The sequence below is a fragment of the Rhizobium sp. 16-488-2b genome (genome assembly GCF_017741815.1).
Classification (GTDB): Bacteria; Pseudomonadota; Alphaproteobacteria; order Rhizobiales; family Rhizobiaceae; genus Rhizobium.
In genome coordinates this window covers 119,439-134,716 of sequence record NZ_JAGHMF010000007.1, presented here as the reverse complement: position 1 = coordinate 134,716, position 15,278 = coordinate 119,439, and the positions used below count along the sequence as shown (strand labels likewise).

Here is a 15,278-nt window from a genome sequence, read left to right as displayed (position 1 = left end):
TTATATGCCCATTACGATTTTCGACGGTATTGTCATCGGCGTCGTGCTTTTTTCCGCCGTGCTCGCCATGGTGCGCGGCTTCTCCCGCGAAGTGCTCTCGATCGCAAGCTGGGGCGGCTCGGCTGCCGCGGCCTACTATTTCTACCCCTATCTCGTGCCCTACGCCAAGAAATACACCGACGATGACCGCATCGCGCTCGTCGGCTCGGCCGCGGTCGTGTTCCTGATCGCGCTGATCGTCATTTCCTTCATCACCATGAAGATCGCCGATTTCATCATCGACAGCCGCATCGGCGCGCTTGACCGTACTTTGGGCTTCCTGTTTGGCGCGGCAAGAGGCATACTTCTGCTCGTCGTTGCCACCGCTTTCTGGAACTGGCTCGTCGATGTCGATCACCGCCCGAGCTGGGTGAACAACGCCAAGTCCAAGCCGTTCCTGGATTCGATGGTGACGAAGCTGCAGTCGGTTCTGCCTGCTGAATTCGCCCAGGTGATCCGCGCGAGCGTGATGGAGAAACTACAGCCGCAGGGCGGCAATGCGGAAGGCGACAATGCGCCGGCTTCCGATCAGGCGCCGGCCGAGGATGCCGCGCCGGCCCCTGCCAATGGTGCACAGCAGCCGTCTAATTGACGCAGTGTTCAACAGCTTGACCCAGCCTATGGCAGTTGCCATTTGAGGGGGACGCGACTAAAGGTCCGGCCGGGCACACGCTCCGCCGGGCTTACGCCGTTTTCGGAAGTGCCATTCCATTCTTGTGAGAGCAAAGGCCCGCATCAATGAACCAGTCCCATTCCTCCACGCTCAACGACGAACTCGATGGCGATACGCTGCATGAGGAATGCGGTGTCTTCGGCGTTCTCGGTCATCCCGATGGCGCAACGCTGACAGCGCTCGGGCTGCATGCCCTGCAGCATCGTGGACAGGAAGCGGCCGGTATCGTCACTTTCGACGGCAAGCAGTTCCATACCGAAAAGCGCATGGGCCTCGTCGGCGACCACTATACCGATCCGGCGACGCTGGCGAAGCTGCCGGGCTTCATTTCGATCGGCCACACGCGCTACTCCACGACGGGCGAAGTGGCGCTGCGCAACGTGCAGCCGCTGTTTGCCGAACTCGAAGTCGGCGGCATCGCCGTTGCCCATAACGGCAACTTCACCAACGGCCTGACGATGCGGCGCATGCTGATCGCCGATGGCGCCATCTTCCAGGCGACGTCGGACACCGAAGTGGTGCTGCACCTGATCGCCCGCTCCAAGCAGACCTCCTCCTCCGACCGCTTCATCGACGCCATCCGCCAGATGGAGGGCGGCTATTCGATGCTGGCGATGACCCGCACCAAGCTGATCGCCGCTCGCGACCCGATCGGCATCCGCCCGCTCGTGATGGGCGAGCTCGACGGCAAGCCGATCTTCTGTTCGGAGACCTGTGCGCTCGACATCATCGGCGCGAAATACATTCGCGACGTCGAGAACGGCGAAGTCATCATCTGTGAAATCCAGCCCGACGGTTCGATCACGATCGATTCTCGCAAGGCCGACCAGCCGAAGCCGGAACGCCTCTGCCTGTTCGAATATGTCTATTTCGCCCGTCCCGATTCCGTCGTCGGCGGCCGCAGCGTCTACACGGCGCGCAAGAACATGGGCATCAACCTTGCCAAGGAAGCCCCCGTCGAGGCCGACGTCGTCGTGCCGGTGCCGGATGGCGGCACGCCGGCAGCCCTCGGCTTTGCCCAGGCGAGCGGCATTCCGTTCGAATACGGCATCATCCGCAACCACTATGTTGGCCGCACCTTCATCGAGCCGACCCAGCAGATCCGTGCCTTCGGCGTGAAGCTGAAGCATTCGGCCAACCGCGCGATGATCGAAGGCAAGCGCGTCGTGCTCGTCGACGATTCGATCGTTCGCGGCACGACCTCGCTGAAGATCGTGCAGATGATCCGCGATGCCGGCGCCAAGGAAGTTCATATCCGCGTCGCCAGCCCGATGATCTACTTCCCGGACTTCTACGGCATCGATACGCCCGATGCCGACAAGCTGCTCGCCAACCAGTATTCGAGCCTGCAGGCGATGTGCGACTATATCGGCGCAGACTCGCTCGAGTTCCTGTCGATCGACGGCCTCTACCGCGCCGTCGGCGGCGAGAGCCGCGATGCGGCCAATCCGCAGTTCACCGACCACTACTTCACCGGTGACTACCCGACGCGCCTGCTCGACAACGACAGCACCAGCAATGTCCGCAAGCTCGCCGTCATGGCGAGCAACGGCTGATCTCGACTGACCTTTCGATCGAGGGGCCGTCCGCGCCCCTCGCCTCCCCGCGCATACGGATAAGGCTACAATGAGCGTCAATCTCACCGGCAAGGTCGCACTCGTCACCGGCGCATCGCGCGGGATCGGCTATTTCACCGCACTCGAGTTGGCCAAGGCCGGCGCGCATGTCGTCGCCTGCGCCCGCACGGTCGGCGGCCTCGAGGATCTCGATGACGCGATCAAGGCCGTCGGCGGCTCGGCGACGCTCGTTCCCTTCGACCTTGCCGACATGAACGCCATCGATGCGCTCGGCGCCTCGATCTTCGAACGCTGGGGCAAGCTCGACATTCTCGTCGCCAATGCCGGCGTGCTCGGAGTGATCTCGCCGATCGGCCATATCGAGGCGAAGGTTTTCGAGAAGGTGATGACCATCAACGTCACGGCGACGTGGCGGCTGATCCGCTCGGTCGATCCGCTGCTGACGCGCTCCGAAGCCGGACGCGCCGTAATCCTCTCGTCCGCCGCCGCCCATCGCTGTCGTCCGTTCTGGGGTGCCTATTCGGCGTCCAAGGCTGCGGTAGAGGCCTTGGCACGTACCTGGGCTGGCGAAACGCAGAGCACGCCTCTTCGCGTCACCAGCGTCGATCCGGGCGCCACGCGCACCGCGATGCGCGCGCAGGCCGTGCCGGGCGAAGATCCGGAAACGCTGCCGCATCCTTCCGAGGTTGCCAAGGCGATGATGCCGCTTCTGGCTCCCGACTACACAGAGACTGGCAAGCTGTTCATCGTTCGCGAGAACAAGCTCGTCGGCTACCAGATGCCCGGCTAAGCCGTTTCGGCTACCGCAACACTTGCGCTGCCGCCCGGAAGAGGCCCGATAGGTCGGGTTCGGCCGGGCAGAGCGCGTTGAGATCGACAGGCCCCTGGATGCCGGCAACACTGCCGGTATCGGCGAACTGCCAGATCGACCATATCGAGCAATCGCCCACCGACGGCTCCGCCGCGATGCTTCGCAGCCAGAGATGGTGCGCGGGAAACATCGCCTCGTGCCCCTTCAGATATTGATCGAAGAAGGGCTGATCGAGGTAGAAGATCGGCTTGCCGGGATAGGCGCCGTTCAGTTCCCCGAAGAACGCCTTGAGCTCGCCGCTCAATTCCTCGCGTGTCGGCACCTTGCCGCAATTGCCGGTGAATTCGAGATCGATGGCAAGCGGCAGCGTTCCCGGTTCGGAGGGAACCGTCGCCAGCACGTTCTGCGCCTGATCGCGGCCGGGTCGGCAGAAGGTGAAGAAGTGATAGGCGCCCCTGACGATGCCCGCATTCTTTGCCGCCTGCCAGTTCTCGGCAAAGCGGGTGTCGCGGTGATCCCCTCCTTCGGTCGCCTTCATGATGGCAAAGCGGACATTCGGCTGCGCCGCCACCGCGCTCCAATCGATAGCGCCCTGATGGTGGCTGATGTCGATGCCCTGGATCGGATAATCGGTGAGCGAGGGAGGTGAGAAAGGGGCCATGGCGCGATCGTATGCCAGATAGGCGGCTGAAGCGACAGCCAGAAGGATGGCGACAAGCAATGCCTGATGTATTCGCTTCAATGTTAGCTCCGCTTTGCCCTTCGTCGTTGCCTGATATAGGGCGGGCTTGAGCGATGTCGTGACCGCCCGGCCCTTCGCTTGCGCTCCGGGCGTTCGACGCTGCAATCGATTCGCTGGATCGATTGCTCGGGCTGCGCCCGACCGCGTCTCACCCCCCCTTGACCAACGCCCGAAGCCGGGCCATAAAACCCGCCATGAAGACGGTTACCTGCATCATCTGCCGGAAGATTATTCGCTAGCGCGCTCGCTGGCCTGGCCGTTTTCGTCTCCCAATACGCCAAGATGACAAACGCCCCGGCCCGCCGGTCGCGATACGTCGTTTTTCGGATTATGGCATTTTGGGAGAATAGACATGGACGGCCAGTCGGGATCGAAGACGCCGGAACTCAAGCTTTACAACACGCTGACGCGCGAACGGACGGTTTTCGCACCGATCGACGCCGACAACGTGCGCATGTATGTCTGCGGCCCGACCGTCTATGACTTCGCCCATATCGGCAACGCCCGCCCCGTCATCGTCTTCGACGTGCTCTTCCGGCTGCTGAAGCATGTCTATGGCGACGATCACGTCACCTATGCACGCAACATCACCGACGTCGACGACAAGATCAACGCGCGGGCGCTGCGCGATCATCCGAGCCTCTCGCTGAACGACGCGATCCATGCCGTGACCGAGAAGACGGCGCGGCAGTTCCACGAGGATGTGGCCGCACTTGGCTGCCTCGAGCCGTCCGTGGAGCCGCGCGCGACCGACAATATCGCGCAGATGATCGAGATCATCGGGCGGCTGATTGTGCGTGGGCACGCCTATGAGGCCGAAGGCGAGGTGTTGTTCGACACCAAGTCGATGGCTGATTACGGGCAGCTTTCCAAGCGGCCGCTCGACGAACAGCAGGCGGGCGCCCGCATCGCGGTCGACGCACACAAGAAGAACCCCGGCGACTTCGTTCTCTGGAAGGCCTCCAGCGATAGCGAACCCGGCTGGGAAAGCCCCTGGGGCCGCGGCCGTCCCGGCTGGCACATCGAGTGCTCGGCGATGAGCCAGCGCTATCTCGGCGACGTCTTCGATATCCATGGCGGCGGGCTCGACCTGATCTTCCCGCACCATGAAAACGAGATCGCCCAGTCGCGCTGCGCCCACGGCACCGATGTGATGGCGAATGTGTGGATGCACAACGGCTTCGTGCAGGTCGAAGGCCGCAAGATGTCGAAGTCGGAAGGCAACTTCATCACCATCAACGAGCTTCTGGCGACGGAGAAATTCGGCGGTCGTAAATGGCCGGGCGCTGTGCTGCGGCTTGCCATGCTGATGACGCATTACCGCGAGCCGATCGATTTCTCGATCAAGCGCCTCGAAGAGGCCGAACGCCTGCTGGCGAAGTGGCCGGCGGCAGACGCCGGCGACGCCGCACCCTCTGAGGCGGTCCTCGGCGCACTTCGCGACGATCTCAACACGGTGGCTGCCGTGCAGGCGCTGCATGCGCTGGCGCAGGAGGCCAACGCCGACAAATCGCTGCTGCCGACCTACGCGGCCAGTGCGGCCCTGCTCGGTCTTCTGCCAGAGATGGCGGAGATCGACGAGGCGGTGGCGATCGAGATCGACCGGCGCGTGAAGGCGCGACTGGAACTGCTGAAGGCCAAGAACTTCGCCGAAGCCGACAAGATTCGCGACACGCTGCTGGCCGAGGGCGTGCAACTGAAGGACGGCAAGCACGCGGCGACCGGCGAGCGGGTGACGACGTGGGAGGTGAAGCGGTAGTCATGGTCAGCGCTGCGGCCCGCGATACCCCCCTCTGCCCTGCCGGGCATCTCCCCCACAAGGGGGGAGATCGGCTGGGCGTGGCCGCATCGCCCAGCCATCAACGCTTCGAGTTCACTCAACGTTGCGTAGGGACGAGCGATCGCTACTATCCGATCTCCCCCCTTGTGGGGGAGATGTCCGGCAGGACAGAGGGGGGTAACACGCCCCCTGCGCTAACGAAGGAGCATGCGATGACCCATGCCCCCGTTCCCCCGCAGCGCCGCGCCAACGCCAAGCGCATGCGCAAGACACTGACCGAAGCTGAACTGAAGCTTTGGAACGAACTACGCGCGCATCGACTGATGGGCATCGGCTTTCGCAGACAGGTTCCGGTCGCCGGCTTCATCGTCGATTTCGCCTGCCCCCAGCATCGGCTTATCGTCGAGATCGATGGCTCGCAGCACGCGCGCGAACCGAACGCTGTCTATGACGAAGGAAGGACGCGTCGCCTCGAAGCCGATAACTGGACGATCCTTCGCTTCTGGAACGACGATGTCCTGCACGATATCGACAATGTCTGCCTGCATATCCTCACGATCATAGGAAGGCACCGCTCATGACCTCAACCTACACAGGCGGCTGCCAGTGCGGCGCGATCCGTTTTCGGGTCCAGGGGACGCTCAAGGACTCCTCGATCTGTCATTGCCGCATGTGCCAGAAGGCTTTCGGCGCCTATTATGCGCCGCTGGTATCGGTGCGTGGCGCCGAGCTTGAATGGACGCGGGGGGAGCGGAAGCGGTTTCAGTCGTCCAACGTCGTCGAGCGCGGCTTCTGCGCCGATTGCGGTACGCCGCTGACCTATGAGGCGCCGGATGGGATCGCGATTGCCGCCGGTGCCTTCGACGATCCCTCGGCGCTGCCGCCCGTTATCCAGTTCGGCACCGAGCGCAAGATTGCTTTCGTCGATCACCTGCACGAACTGCCGGCCCGCGTGACCGAAGACGATGCCGAGGCGGCACCCTTCGTGCTCGATCTCGTTTCCTACCAACACCCCGACCACGACACCGCAACATGGCCCGAGGAAAAGCGTCCGTGAGCACAACAGCGGCGATGAGTGGAGGATGCCAGTGCGGCGCGGTTCGTTATCGCGCGACGGGCGAACTCCGCTATCCGCATCTGTGCCATTGCCGCATGTGCCAGAAGGCCTCCGGCAACTACTTCATGCCGCTGGCGGCAGCGAGGCGATCCGAGTTTGCGCTCACGCGTGGCGAGCCAGCGTGGTTCCACTCCTCCGATCTCGTGCGGCGTGGCTTTTGCGCGGCCTGCGGGACGCCGCTGTTTTACGACACACCCCAAGCCGATGCCATCAACCTCGTTCTCGGCACGCTCGACGATCCGCAGGCGGTCAAGCCAATGGCGCAATCGAATACCGGGCGCAAGATGCGCTGGTTTCACGACCTCGACAGCCTACCCATCGAACCCGACGAAGAGACGCCCGATCGCGAAAATGCGATTGCCGCGAGCAACCATCAACACCCCGACCACGACACGGCCGAATGGCCATCTGGAGCATCATCATGAGCGAACCCATCCGAACCGGCGGATGCCAATGCGGCGCAGTGCGTTTTCGTATCTCGGGCAAGCTCGGGCGGCCGTCGATCTGCCATTGCCGCATGTGCCAGAAGCAATTCGGCGGGTTCTTCTCGGCGCTGGTGACGGCACCTGAAGAGGGCATGGAGTGGACGCGCGGTGCGCCGAGCTATTTCCAATCTTCCGTCAACATCGAGCGCGGCTTCTGCAAAGATTGCGGCACGCCGATGATCTACAGGCATCCCGGCGGGCTTGAGCTAGCGATCGGCACCTTCGACGACCGCAGCGATCTCGCACCGCAGGTCCAGGTGAACTACGAGGCGCGCATCCCCTGGGTCGAGACGATCTTCGACCAGCCGGTTCATACCGACCCCGATTTCTACGCGCGGCAGGAGGCGATCATCTCCTTCCAGCATCCCGATCACGACACCAATATCTGGCCAGCCCAAGGCGTGAAAATATGACCGAAGTTCTCAGAACGCTCTATCCCGAAATCGAACCTTATGCATCGGGCCATCTCGATGTGGGCGACGGGCATGTGATCTATTGGGAACGCTCGGGCACGCCGGGCGCAAAGCCGGCAGTCTTCCTGCATGGCGGCCCCGGCGGCGGCATCGCGCCGAGCCATCGCCGGCTGTTCGATCCCGCGCTCTACGACGTGACGCTGTTCGACCAGCGCGGCTGCGGCCGCTCAACGCCGCATGCCGATCTCAATGCCAACACCACCTGGCACCTCGTTGCCGACATCGAGCGGCTGCGCGAGATGGCGGGCGCCGAGACGTGGCAGGTTTTCGGCGGCTCCTGGGGATCGACACTGGCGCTCGCCTATGCCGAGAAGTATCCGGAGCGCGTATCGGAGCTGATCGTGCGCGGGATCTATACGCTGACGAAGGCCGAGCTCGACTGGTACTATCAGTTCGGCGTTTCCGAGATGTTTCCGGACAAGTGGGAGCGCTTCATCGCGCCGATCCCTGAGAACGAGCGGCATGAGATGATGCACGCCTATCACCGCCGTCTGACGCACGAGGACAAGGCGGTGCGGCTGGAAGCGGCCAAGGCCTGGAGCATCTGGGAAGGCGAGACGATCACGCTGATGCCGGAGCCTTCGACCAGCGGCAAGTTCGAAGACGCCGAGTTCGCCTATGCCTTCGCGCGCATCGAGAACCACTTCTTCGTCAATGCAGGCTGGATGGACGAAGGTCAGCTTCTGCGCGACGCGCACAAGCTGAAGGACATTCCCGGTCTCATCGTCCACGGTCGCTACGACATGCCCTGCCCGGCCAAATATGCCTGGGCGCTGCACAAGGCCTGGCCGAAGGCGGATTTCCACCTGATCGAGGGTGCGGGACATGCTTACTCGGAGCCGGGGATTCTCGACAGGCTGATCCGGGCGACGGATATGTTTGCGGGGAAGATTTAGGCCATAGTGCCCGTGGCCCCCTCATCCGCCTGCCGGCACCTTCTCCCCGTTGGGGAGAAGAGACGTGATGCACCGACGTCACTCCGATAGCATCGTCGGTGGATGAGCGAAGGGCCACAACGAGTCTCTTCTCCCCCACGGGGAGAAGGTGGCGGCAGCCGGATGAGGGGGCTTCCGCACAACGCTGAATTTTACAACACACCCGGCCACCGGGAGGAACCGACATGAAAGACCGTATCTATCTCTTCGACACAACGCTGCGCGACGGACAGCAGACGCCGGGCATCGATTTTTCCGTCGAGGACAAGATCGCCATCGCCACCATGCTCGACGAGTTCGGGCTGGATTATATCGAGGGCGGCTATCCGGGTGCGAACCCGACGGATACGGCTTTCTTCAACGAAAAGCGCACCCGCAACGCCTCCTTCGTCGCCTTCGGCATGACCAAGCGCGCCGGCGTTTCGGCCTCCAACGATCCGGGGCTCAACAGCCTGCTGCAGGCCAAGAGCGACGCGGTCTGTCTGGTCGCCAAGAGCTGGGACTATCACGTCAAAGTCGCGCTCGGCTGTTCCAACGAGGAGAACCTCGAGAGCATCTCGGAGAGCGTCAAGGCCGTGGTTGCGGCGGGCAGGGAGGCGATGGTCGATTGCGAGCATTTCTTCGATGGCTACAAGGCCAACCCTGATTACGCGCTGGCCTGCGCCAAGGCGGCCCATGATGCCGGCGCGCGGTGGGTCGTGCTCTGCGACACCAATGGCGGCACCCAGCCGCCCGAGGTCCGCGAGATTGTCGAGGCGGTGATCGCGTCAGGCGTTCCCGGGCACTGTCTTGGCATCCATGCGCACAACGACACCGGCCAGGCGGTCGCCAATTCGCTTGCTGCCGTAGAGGCCGGCGTGCGGCAGATCCAGGGCACGCTCAACGGCATCGGCGAGCGCTGCGGCAACGCCAATCTGGTGACGCTGATCCCGACGCTGGCGCTGAAGGAAACCTATGCCTCGCGCTTCACGACCGCCATCGACCCCGAGCGTCTCCTCAACCTGACGCGGCTGTCGCATGCCTTCGACGAGCTCCTGAACCGCTCGCCCGATCACCAGATGCCCTATGTCGGCGCATCCGCCTTCGCGACCAAGGCCGGCATTCATGCCTCGGCGCTTCTGAAGGACCCGCGCACCTACGAGCATGTCACGCCGGAGAGTGTCGGCAACTTCCGCAAGGTCATGGTGTCGGACCAGGGAGGGAAGGCGAACTTCATCAACGCGCTGAAGCGGCGCGGCATCGAGGTAGGCAAAGACGATCCGAAGCTCGACCGGCTGATTTCGCTGGTCAAGGAGCGCGAGGCCTCCGGCTATGCCTATGAAGGTGCGGATGCCAGTTTCGAGCTCCTGGCGCGCCGCACGCTCGGCACGATCCCCGAATTCTTCTCGGTCGAGGGCTTCCGGGTGATGGTCGAGCGGCGGTTCGATTCGCACGGTAAGGTGAAGATCGTTTCCGAGGCTGTGGTGAAGCTAAGCGTCGATGGCCAGACAATCATGTCGGTGGCGGAGGGCGATGGCCCGGTCAACGCGCTCGACCTCGCGCTGCGCAAGGATTTCGGCAAGTACCAGCACGAGATCGACGACCTGGTTCTGGCCGACTTCAAGGTGCGTATCCTCAATGGCGGTACGGAAGCGATCACCCGGGTTCTGATCGAATCCACCGATAGCGACGGCGTGCGCTGGTGGACGGTCGGCGTGTCGGAGAACATCATCGACGCCTCGTTCCAGGCGCTGATGGATTCGGTCATTTACAAGCTGATGAAGAACCGGCAGCTGGCGGGCAAGATCGCCGCCGAATAGGAACGCTCAATGGAGCGCGGCCGTGACAAGGCCCCAGCGCTCCTGCGAGTACCACTCCTGCTCCGTCTTGACCGCATTCCAGCGCAGCGCGTGAATGCGGTTGAGTCCGCCGGCGTGGAAGGCGCGATCAAGCGCGGCGTAAGTGGAGAGGTCGCCTGAGATCCCCTCGCCCCATACGAAATTGACCGGCTGCAGGAAGCGCGCGCTTAACTCATCCCCTTGCCTGCCGATGAGGAAGAAGGCGGCCTGCGACGTGACGCCGAGCAACCGGCCTTCGGCACCCATGGCAGGCGTGCCAAGCGGAAACAGTAGGCGCCCGCCGTCCGCGAGCCTGTCGATCCACGGTTCGGCGGGGTGGTGCAGAGCGAAATTCACGTAGACGGCGTCCGCAGGCTCGCGGGGCCATTCGAGACCGTCTCCTTGGACGACTTCGACATTTGCGTATCGCGCGAGATTGCGTCTGGCCTGTTGTGCCAGTTCCGCATCGAACTCGACGGCCACGACGCGGCCGGTCTCGCCGACGATTTCGGCGATGATGGCGGTATAATAGCCGCTGCCGGCGCCGATGTGGCAGACGGTCTCGCCCTTGCGCAGCTTCAACCGGTGCAAGGCGCCCGCATGCAGGCTCGGGCTGCCATTGTTGACCTGGCGGTCGGCTTGGAGCGCGAAGAGCACGTCCTGGTAGAGAACGACGGGATCGCTTGAGGGCACATCGACGTAACGCTTCCAGTCGCGCATCTTCCACGGCGGCGGCCCGAGGAAGTCCTCGCGCGGCACGGCGGCGAATGCGTTCAGCAGTTCATCATCGCGATCGACACCCGCTTTGGCCAGCATTTGCACGGCGTATGCACGGCGGCAGATTTTCAGCTCGGCTTCATCCACGGTCTGATCCTGATAATTCAGCAATAGCGAATATCGCTTCAATGAAATGAATTGGCCTATTCACGGCCGTTGCGCTAATCGGGTGCCAATCATAAGAACCAATGGAAACACCCAATGTCTGCCGATGCAAGCATTCCCCTCGTGAAAAACGAGGACAGTCCGCGTGGCTTCGCCTTCGCGCTTACGGCCTATCTGCTCTGGGGCTTCCTGCCGATCTACATGAAGGCGGTCGCGCATATTTCGCCGGCCGAGGTTATCGCGCATCGCATCCTCTGGTCGCTGCCGCTGGCCGGCATCGTGCTCATCGTGCTCGGCCGCACGCAGGATATCCGCATCGCGCTGCGCTCTCCGCGTATGCTTGGGATGGCGGCGCTCACCGCGTCGCTGATCACGGTCAACTGGGGAACCTATGTCTGGGCGATCGGCGCCGGGCATTCGCTGGATGCCGCACTCGGCTATTTCATCAATCCGCTCTTCAGCATCTTCCTCGGCGCGGTTGTGCTGAAAGAAAAGCTGCGGCCGGCGCAGATCGCCGCGATTGTGCTCGCGGGTCTCGCCGTCGTCGTGCTCGCCGTCGATAGCGGCGGCATTCCGTGGGTTTCGCTGACGCTAACGATTACCTGGGGCCTCTACGCGCTATTTCGCAAGACGCTGCCGCTCGGACCGAACCAGGGGTTCTTTCTCGAGGTGCTAATCCTCAGCGTCCCGGCCTTCTTTTATGTTCTCTATCTGGAGCTCGGCACCGGAGACGGGCATTTCTATCGTACCGGCTGGAGCGATACGGCGCTCCTTCTCGGCTGCGGTTTGATCACGGCCGTGCCTTTGATGATCTATGCCAACGGCGCCAAGCTTCTGAAGCTGTCGACGATAGGTATCATGCAGTATATCGCGCCGACGATGATCTTTCTCATCGCCGTCTTCATCTTCAAGGAGCCGCTTGGCACCGCGCGCATGATTGCCTTCCCGCTGATCTGGGCGGGGCTTTTCCTCTACACATGGTCGATGCTGAGAGGCAGTCGGGGGCGATAAGCCCCCGCTCATTACAATTTCGAGATAACGGCTTCCTCGCCGTCGCGGTCGCTGGCAAATTCGGCGGCCTGCGCCATGATCGCAGGGATGATCTCTTCGATAGAATCGATGACCAGCGGCTGCACCCGGTGGGCGGTGTGGATGAAGCCCTCGTCCGTCATGTGGCGCAGGAGCTCCATCATCGGGTCCCAGAAACCGTTGATATTGGCGAAGATCATCGGCTTCTCGTGACGGCCGAGCTGCGCCCAGGTCATGATCTCGATGATTTCCTCCAGCGTGCCGATTCCGCCCGGAAGCGCCACGAAGGCATCGGAGCGCTCGAACATCGTATGTTTGCGCGCATGCATGTCAGGCGTTACAATCAACTCGTTGAGCTGGCCGAGGGAGTGGCGGGTCGCCTCCATGTCGATCAAGAATTCGGGAATGATGCCGGTCACCTGACCGCCGTTCGAGAGCGTACCGCTCGCAACCGCCCCCATGATCCCCTTGGTGCCGCCGCCATAGATCAGGCGCAGGCCGTAATCGGCGATCTCCTTGCCCAGCGCGCGGCCGGCGGCCATGTGGCTTGGGTCGCTACCGGGGCGCGAACCGCAATAGACACAGATGGAGCGAATGGAATGAGATTGATCTGTCATGGGAGCAAACAACTATTCTCTCTGGGTCCAGTCAAGAAAAATGACGGAAAACATACATCTTACATTTGCCCGGCTACTTTGACTGCTTGTGCAAAGCAACGGGAATCGCTAGCAATTTCAGGAAGTCTGGCAAGATTGCCGCTTGGGGAGACCTGATGATGAAAAACCGTGCCGGCTTGCTGGCCCTTGCAGTGCTTGTAATCGCAATTCTGTTGATGGTCTTTGTCGTCATGCCCCGTATCGGTGGCGATGCCGGCAAGGTTGGTGACGCAATCAATCAGGCAAGCTCCGAGGTCAAGAAAACCGTAACCGAATCCGCCAAGACCTCGCGTCCGTCTGCACCCGACGATGCCGCGACCGCGCAGAAGCTCGGCGGCCTGACGACGGCAGCCGGACAGGCACTTGGCGAACTTAAGGCGCTGTTTGCCGACGGCAAGGGCCCGACCGACGACGTTTTCGCAAGCGCCAAGACGAAGACGATCGGAGCGCTTCAGGCACTCGCTGATTTCGCGACGCCCGAGGGCACCAACCCGATCACCACGGCCGCGATCGACAAGGCCAAGGCCGGCGCCGCCAAGGCACTCTCCATCATTCAGGCACTGCCCGAAAACATCGCCGATGCAGCCGCCGCGATTGCACGTGCCGAAGCGGCCCTTACGGGCGCGCCGGAACCCGCGGCACCTCAGACGCCGGACAACGCCGCACCGGTTGCCGAAGGCCCGAAGCTGCCGACATTCGACGTGCTGCGTGTCGAGCCAGACGGCTCCACCGTCATCGCCGGTTCCGCCGAGCCGAACAGCAAGCTTGAAATCCTCGACGGCGACAAGGTGCTGATGGGGACCGATGTCGGCGACAATGGCGATTTCGTCGCGGTTCTCGACAATCCGCTTGCCGCCGGCGACCACCAGCTGCAGCTGCGCGCGACGGCCAAGGACGGCAAGGTGACGACCTCGGAAGAGATCGCCACGATCTCCATCCCCAAGGACGGCAATGCATCGCAGCTGCTCGCCATGGTCTCCAAGCCGGGCGCCGCCAGCCGCATCATCACCGCGCCTGGCGTGACGCCTCCGGCAGCCGCCACCGACGCCGCCCCGACCGGCCAGGCCTCGGCAGCGCCACAGGCACAGGCTCCCGCAACATCGGAAACGGCAACCGCGCCGGCAGCAGCAGCCGCACCGGCTGACGTCCGGGTCAATGCCGTCGAAATCGAAGGCGACAAGATCTTCGTCGCCGGCACCGCGAAGCCTCAGGCCAACGTGTTCGGCTATGCCGACGACAAGCTGATCGGCAAGGCCAAGGCCGGCGCTGATGGCCACTTCGTCATTGATGGCGTGATGCCGCTTGCGGTCGGCGATCACAAGATCCGCGTCGACGTCGTCGATGCGGCCGGCAAGGTTCTGGTTCGCGCTTCGGTCAACTTCAACCGCCCCGAAGGCAACCAGGTCACGGTGGCGGCGCAGTCCAGAACGCCTTCAGGCAATGCATCGACGCCGATGATCTCGCTCGACGAAGGCGCGCTCGGCAAGCTTAAGAACGATGCGGCCAAGGCGTTCGCGCTTCTGAGCGGCCTGTTCAGCGACGGCAAGGTGCCCGGCAACGAGCAGCTCGCCGCCGCCCGCTCGGCCAACGAGTTCGCGCTGAAGTCGATCGTCGATTTCCGTGCCGCCGCCGATGCGACCGCCGACTTCAAGGAGCGCGTCACCACCGCTTCGATGAAAGCGAGCGATGCGCTGAAGCTGCTGCAATCGCTGCCCCGCGACGCGAGCTCGGTCGGCGCTGCACTCGCCAAGCTCGGCCAGATGGTCGCCGATCTGACGGCACCGCCGGCAGCACCCGCGGCACCGGCTGCCCCCGCAAACGAGGTTGCCAGCGGCGACGCCGGTCCCGCGACCATCGAGCAAGCGCCGCTGCAGGAGAGCAAGGAAACCGTGATCATCCGCCGTGGCGATACGCTGTGGCAGATCTCGCGCCGCATCTATGGCGCGGGCGTGCGCTACACGACGATCTACGTCGCCAACGAGGACAAGATCGTGAACCCCGACCGCATTCTGCCGGGTCAGGTCTTCGGCCTTCCGAAAGACGCCTTGCCCAACGCGGAAGAGATGCACCGCAAGCGCATGTCGGGCGAGCATCTCTAGGATAGACAATAATACTGGTAAAAGATTACAGGGGCCGGCATCGATAGATTGCCGGCCTCTCTTTTCCTTTGATCTTCTTATGTTGTATTGCTCCGCCCGCAACCCTATTTGGCGTTGACGGCGATCATGTCAGGCGGCGGCTTTGCGCTGCGCCCTTCCCCTC

The 15,278-nt window shown here is 62.9% G+C and carries 15 protein-coding genes; 12 read left to right on the top strand and 3 right to left on the bottom strand.

Annotated elements, in window-relative coordinates:
• Window positions 1–4: 4 nt before the first annotated feature.
• The 3 genes from J5286_RS06835 to J5286_RS06825 all read left to right on the top strand — a co-directional run bounded on the left by J5286_RS06835 (window position 5) and on the right by J5286_RS06825 (window position 3,079).
• A complete protein-coding gene (locus J5286_RS06835) occupies window positions 5–631 on the top strand; it encodes a CvpA family protein (protein ID WP_209189749.1) in 627 nt (208 codons plus the stop codon).
• A 146-nt stretch (window positions 632–777) separates the two neighbouring features.
• On the top strand, window positions 778–2,268 hold the full coding sequence (gene purF / locus J5286_RS06830) for an amidophosphoribosyltransferase (RefSeq protein ID WP_113008453.1): 1,491 nt from the start codon (window positions 778–780) through the stop codon (window positions 2,266–2,268).
• A 70-nt stretch (window positions 2,269–2,338) separates the two neighbouring features.
• Complete coding sequence (locus tag J5286_RS06825) at window positions 2,339–3,079, top strand: SDR family NAD(P)-dependent oxidoreductase (RefSeq protein WP_112941339.1); 741 nt, start codon at window positions 2,339–2,341, stop codon at window positions 3,077–3,079.
• Window positions 3,080–3,089: 10 nt separating this feature from the next.
• Here J5286_RS06825 and J5286_RS06820 read toward each other — a convergent pair whose 3' ends face one another.
• The gene (locus J5286_RS06820; RefSeq protein ID WP_449089917.1) at window positions 3,090–3,761 is read right to left on the bottom strand and encodes a glycoside hydrolase family 25 protein; all 672 of its coding nucleotides are present in this window, start codon (window positions 3,759–3,761) and stop codon (window positions 3,090–3,092) included.
• Between the two features lie 433 nt (window positions 3,762–4,194).
• On the opposite strand from J5286_RS06820, the gene cysS reads away from it, so the two are divergent.
• The 7 genes from cysS (at window position 4,195) to cimA (ending at window position 10,431) form a co-directional block, all read left to right on the top strand.
• On the top strand, window positions 4,195–5,601 hold the full coding sequence (cysS, locus tag J5286_RS06815) for a cysteine--tRNA ligase (RefSeq protein ID WP_209189747.1): 1,407 nt from the start codon (window positions 4,195–4,197) through the stop codon (window positions 5,599–5,601).
• 233 nt (window positions 5,602–5,834) lie between these two features.
• A complete protein-coding gene (locus J5286_RS06810; RefSeq protein ID WP_209189746.1) occupies window positions 5,835–6,203 on the top strand; it encodes an endonuclease domain-containing protein in 369 nt (122 codons plus the stop codon).
• Entirely contained in the window at window positions 6,200–6,679 is a 480-nt protein-coding gene (locus tag J5286_RS06805; protein ID WP_209189745.1) for a GFA family protein, read from the top strand. Before J5286_RS06810 ends, J5286_RS06805 begins: the two co-directional genes overlap by 4 nt.
• 14 nt (window positions 6,680–6,693) lie before the next feature.
• A complete protein-coding gene (locus J5286_RS06800) occupies window positions 6,694–7,164 on the top strand; it encodes a GFA family protein (RefSeq protein WP_209189957.1) in 471 nt (156 codons plus the stop codon).
• Entirely contained in the window at window positions 7,161–7,637 is a 477-nt protein-coding gene (locus J5286_RS06795; protein ID WP_209189744.1) for a GFA family protein, read from the top strand. Before J5286_RS06800 ends, J5286_RS06795 begins: the two co-directional genes overlap by 4 nt.
• Window positions 7,634–8,593 carry a prolyl aminopeptidase gene (gene pip, locus J5286_RS06790; protein WP_209189743.1) on the top strand — a complete coding sequence of 320 codons (960 nt, stop codon included), beginning with the start codon at window positions 7,634–7,636 and terminating at the stop codon, window positions 8,591–8,593. The genes J5286_RS06795 and pip overlap by 4 nt, the downstream gene beginning before the upstream one ends.
• A 224-nt stretch (window positions 8,594–8,817) precedes the next feature.
• Entirely contained in the window at window positions 8,818–10,431 is a 1,614-nt protein-coding gene (cimA, locus tag J5286_RS06785) for a citramalate synthase (protein ID WP_209215335.1), read from the top strand.
• A 6-nt stretch (window positions 10,432–10,437) separates the two neighbouring features.
• Here the strand turns inward: cimA and J5286_RS06780 are convergent, their stop codons facing one another.
• Window positions 10,438–11,313: a protein-L-isoaspartate O-methyltransferase family protein gene (locus J5286_RS06780; RefSeq protein ID WP_209189741.1), complete on the bottom strand. Its 876-nt coding sequence runs from the start codon at window positions 11,311–11,313 to the stop codon at window positions 10,438–10,440.
• Between the two features lie 114 nt (window positions 11,314–11,427).
• Here J5286_RS06780 and rarD point away from each other — a divergent pair, with 114 nt between their 5' ends.
• Entirely contained in the window at window positions 11,428–12,342 is a 915-nt protein-coding gene (rarD, locus tag J5286_RS06775; protein WP_209189740.1) for an EamA family transporter RarD, read from the top strand.
• A gap of 11 nt (window positions 12,343–12,353) precedes the next feature.
• Here the strand turns inward: rarD and J5286_RS06770 are convergent, their stop codons facing one another.
• The gene (locus tag J5286_RS06770; protein ID WP_113199079.1) at window positions 12,354–12,977 is read right to left on the bottom strand and encodes an LOG family protein; all 624 of its coding nucleotides are present in this window, start codon (window positions 12,975–12,977) and stop codon (window positions 12,354–12,356) included.
• A gap of 155 nt (window positions 12,978–13,132) precedes the next feature.
• On the opposite strand from J5286_RS06770, the gene J5286_RS06765 reads away from it, so the two are divergent.
• Entirely contained in the window at window positions 13,133–15,115 is a 1,983-nt protein-coding gene (locus J5286_RS06765) for an Ig-like domain-containing protein (protein ID WP_209189739.1), read from the top strand.
• The last annotated feature ends 163 nt before the right edge of the window (window positions 15,116–15,278 follow it).

Bases quoted from the DNA above. Each gene is read 5' to 3' on its own strand.
- J5286_RS06835 (WP_209189749.1), top strand. From the start codon at position 5: ATGCCCATTACGATTTTCGACGGTATTGTCATCGGCGTCGTGCTTTTT.
- purF (WP_113008453.1), top strand. From the start codon at position 778: ATGAACCAGTCCCATTCCTCCACGCTCAACGACGAACTCGATGGCGAT.
- J5286_RS06825 (WP_112941339.1), top strand. From the start codon at position 2,339: ATGAGCGTCAATCTCACCGGCAAGGTCGCACTCGTCACCGGCGCATCG.
- J5286_RS06820 (WP_449089917.1), bottom strand. From the start codon at position 3,761: ATGGCCCCTTTCTCACCTCCCTCGCTCACCGATTATCCGATCCAGGGC.
- cysS (WP_209189747.1), top strand. From the start codon at position 4,195: ATGGACGGCCAGTCGGGATCGAAGACGCCGGAACTCAAGCTTTACAAC.
- J5286_RS06810 (WP_209189746.1), top strand. From the start codon at position 5,835: ATGACCCATGCCCCCGTTCCCCCGCAGCGCCGCGCCAACGCCAAGCGC.
- J5286_RS06805 (WP_209189745.1), top strand. From the start codon at position 6,200: ATGACCTCAACCTACACAGGCGGCTGCCAGTGCGGCGCGATCCGTTTT.
- J5286_RS06800 (WP_209189957.1), top strand. From the start codon at position 6,694: ATGAGTGGAGGATGCCAGTGCGGCGCGGTTCGTTATCGCGCGACGGGC.
- J5286_RS06795 (WP_209189744.1), top strand. From the start codon at position 7,161: ATGAGCGAACCCATCCGAACCGGCGGATGCCAATGCGGCGCAGTGCGT.
- pip (WP_209189743.1), top strand. From the start codon at position 7,634: ATGACCGAAGTTCTCAGAACGCTCTATCCCGAAATCGAACCTTATGCA.
- cimA (WP_209215335.1), top strand. From the start codon at position 8,818: ATGAAAGACCGTATCTATCTCTTCGACACAACGCTGCGCGACGGACAG.
- rarD (WP_209189740.1), top strand. From the start codon at position 11,428: ATGTCTGCCGATGCAAGCATTCCCCTCGTGAAAAACGAGGACAGTCCG.
- J5286_RS06770 (WP_113199079.1), bottom strand. From the start codon at position 12,977: ATGACAGATCAATCTCATTCCATTCGCTCCATCTGTGTCTATTGCGGT.
- J5286_RS06765 (WP_209189739.1), top strand. From the start codon at position 13,133: ATGATGAAAAACCGTGCCGGCTTGCTGGCCCTTGCAGTGCTTGTAATC.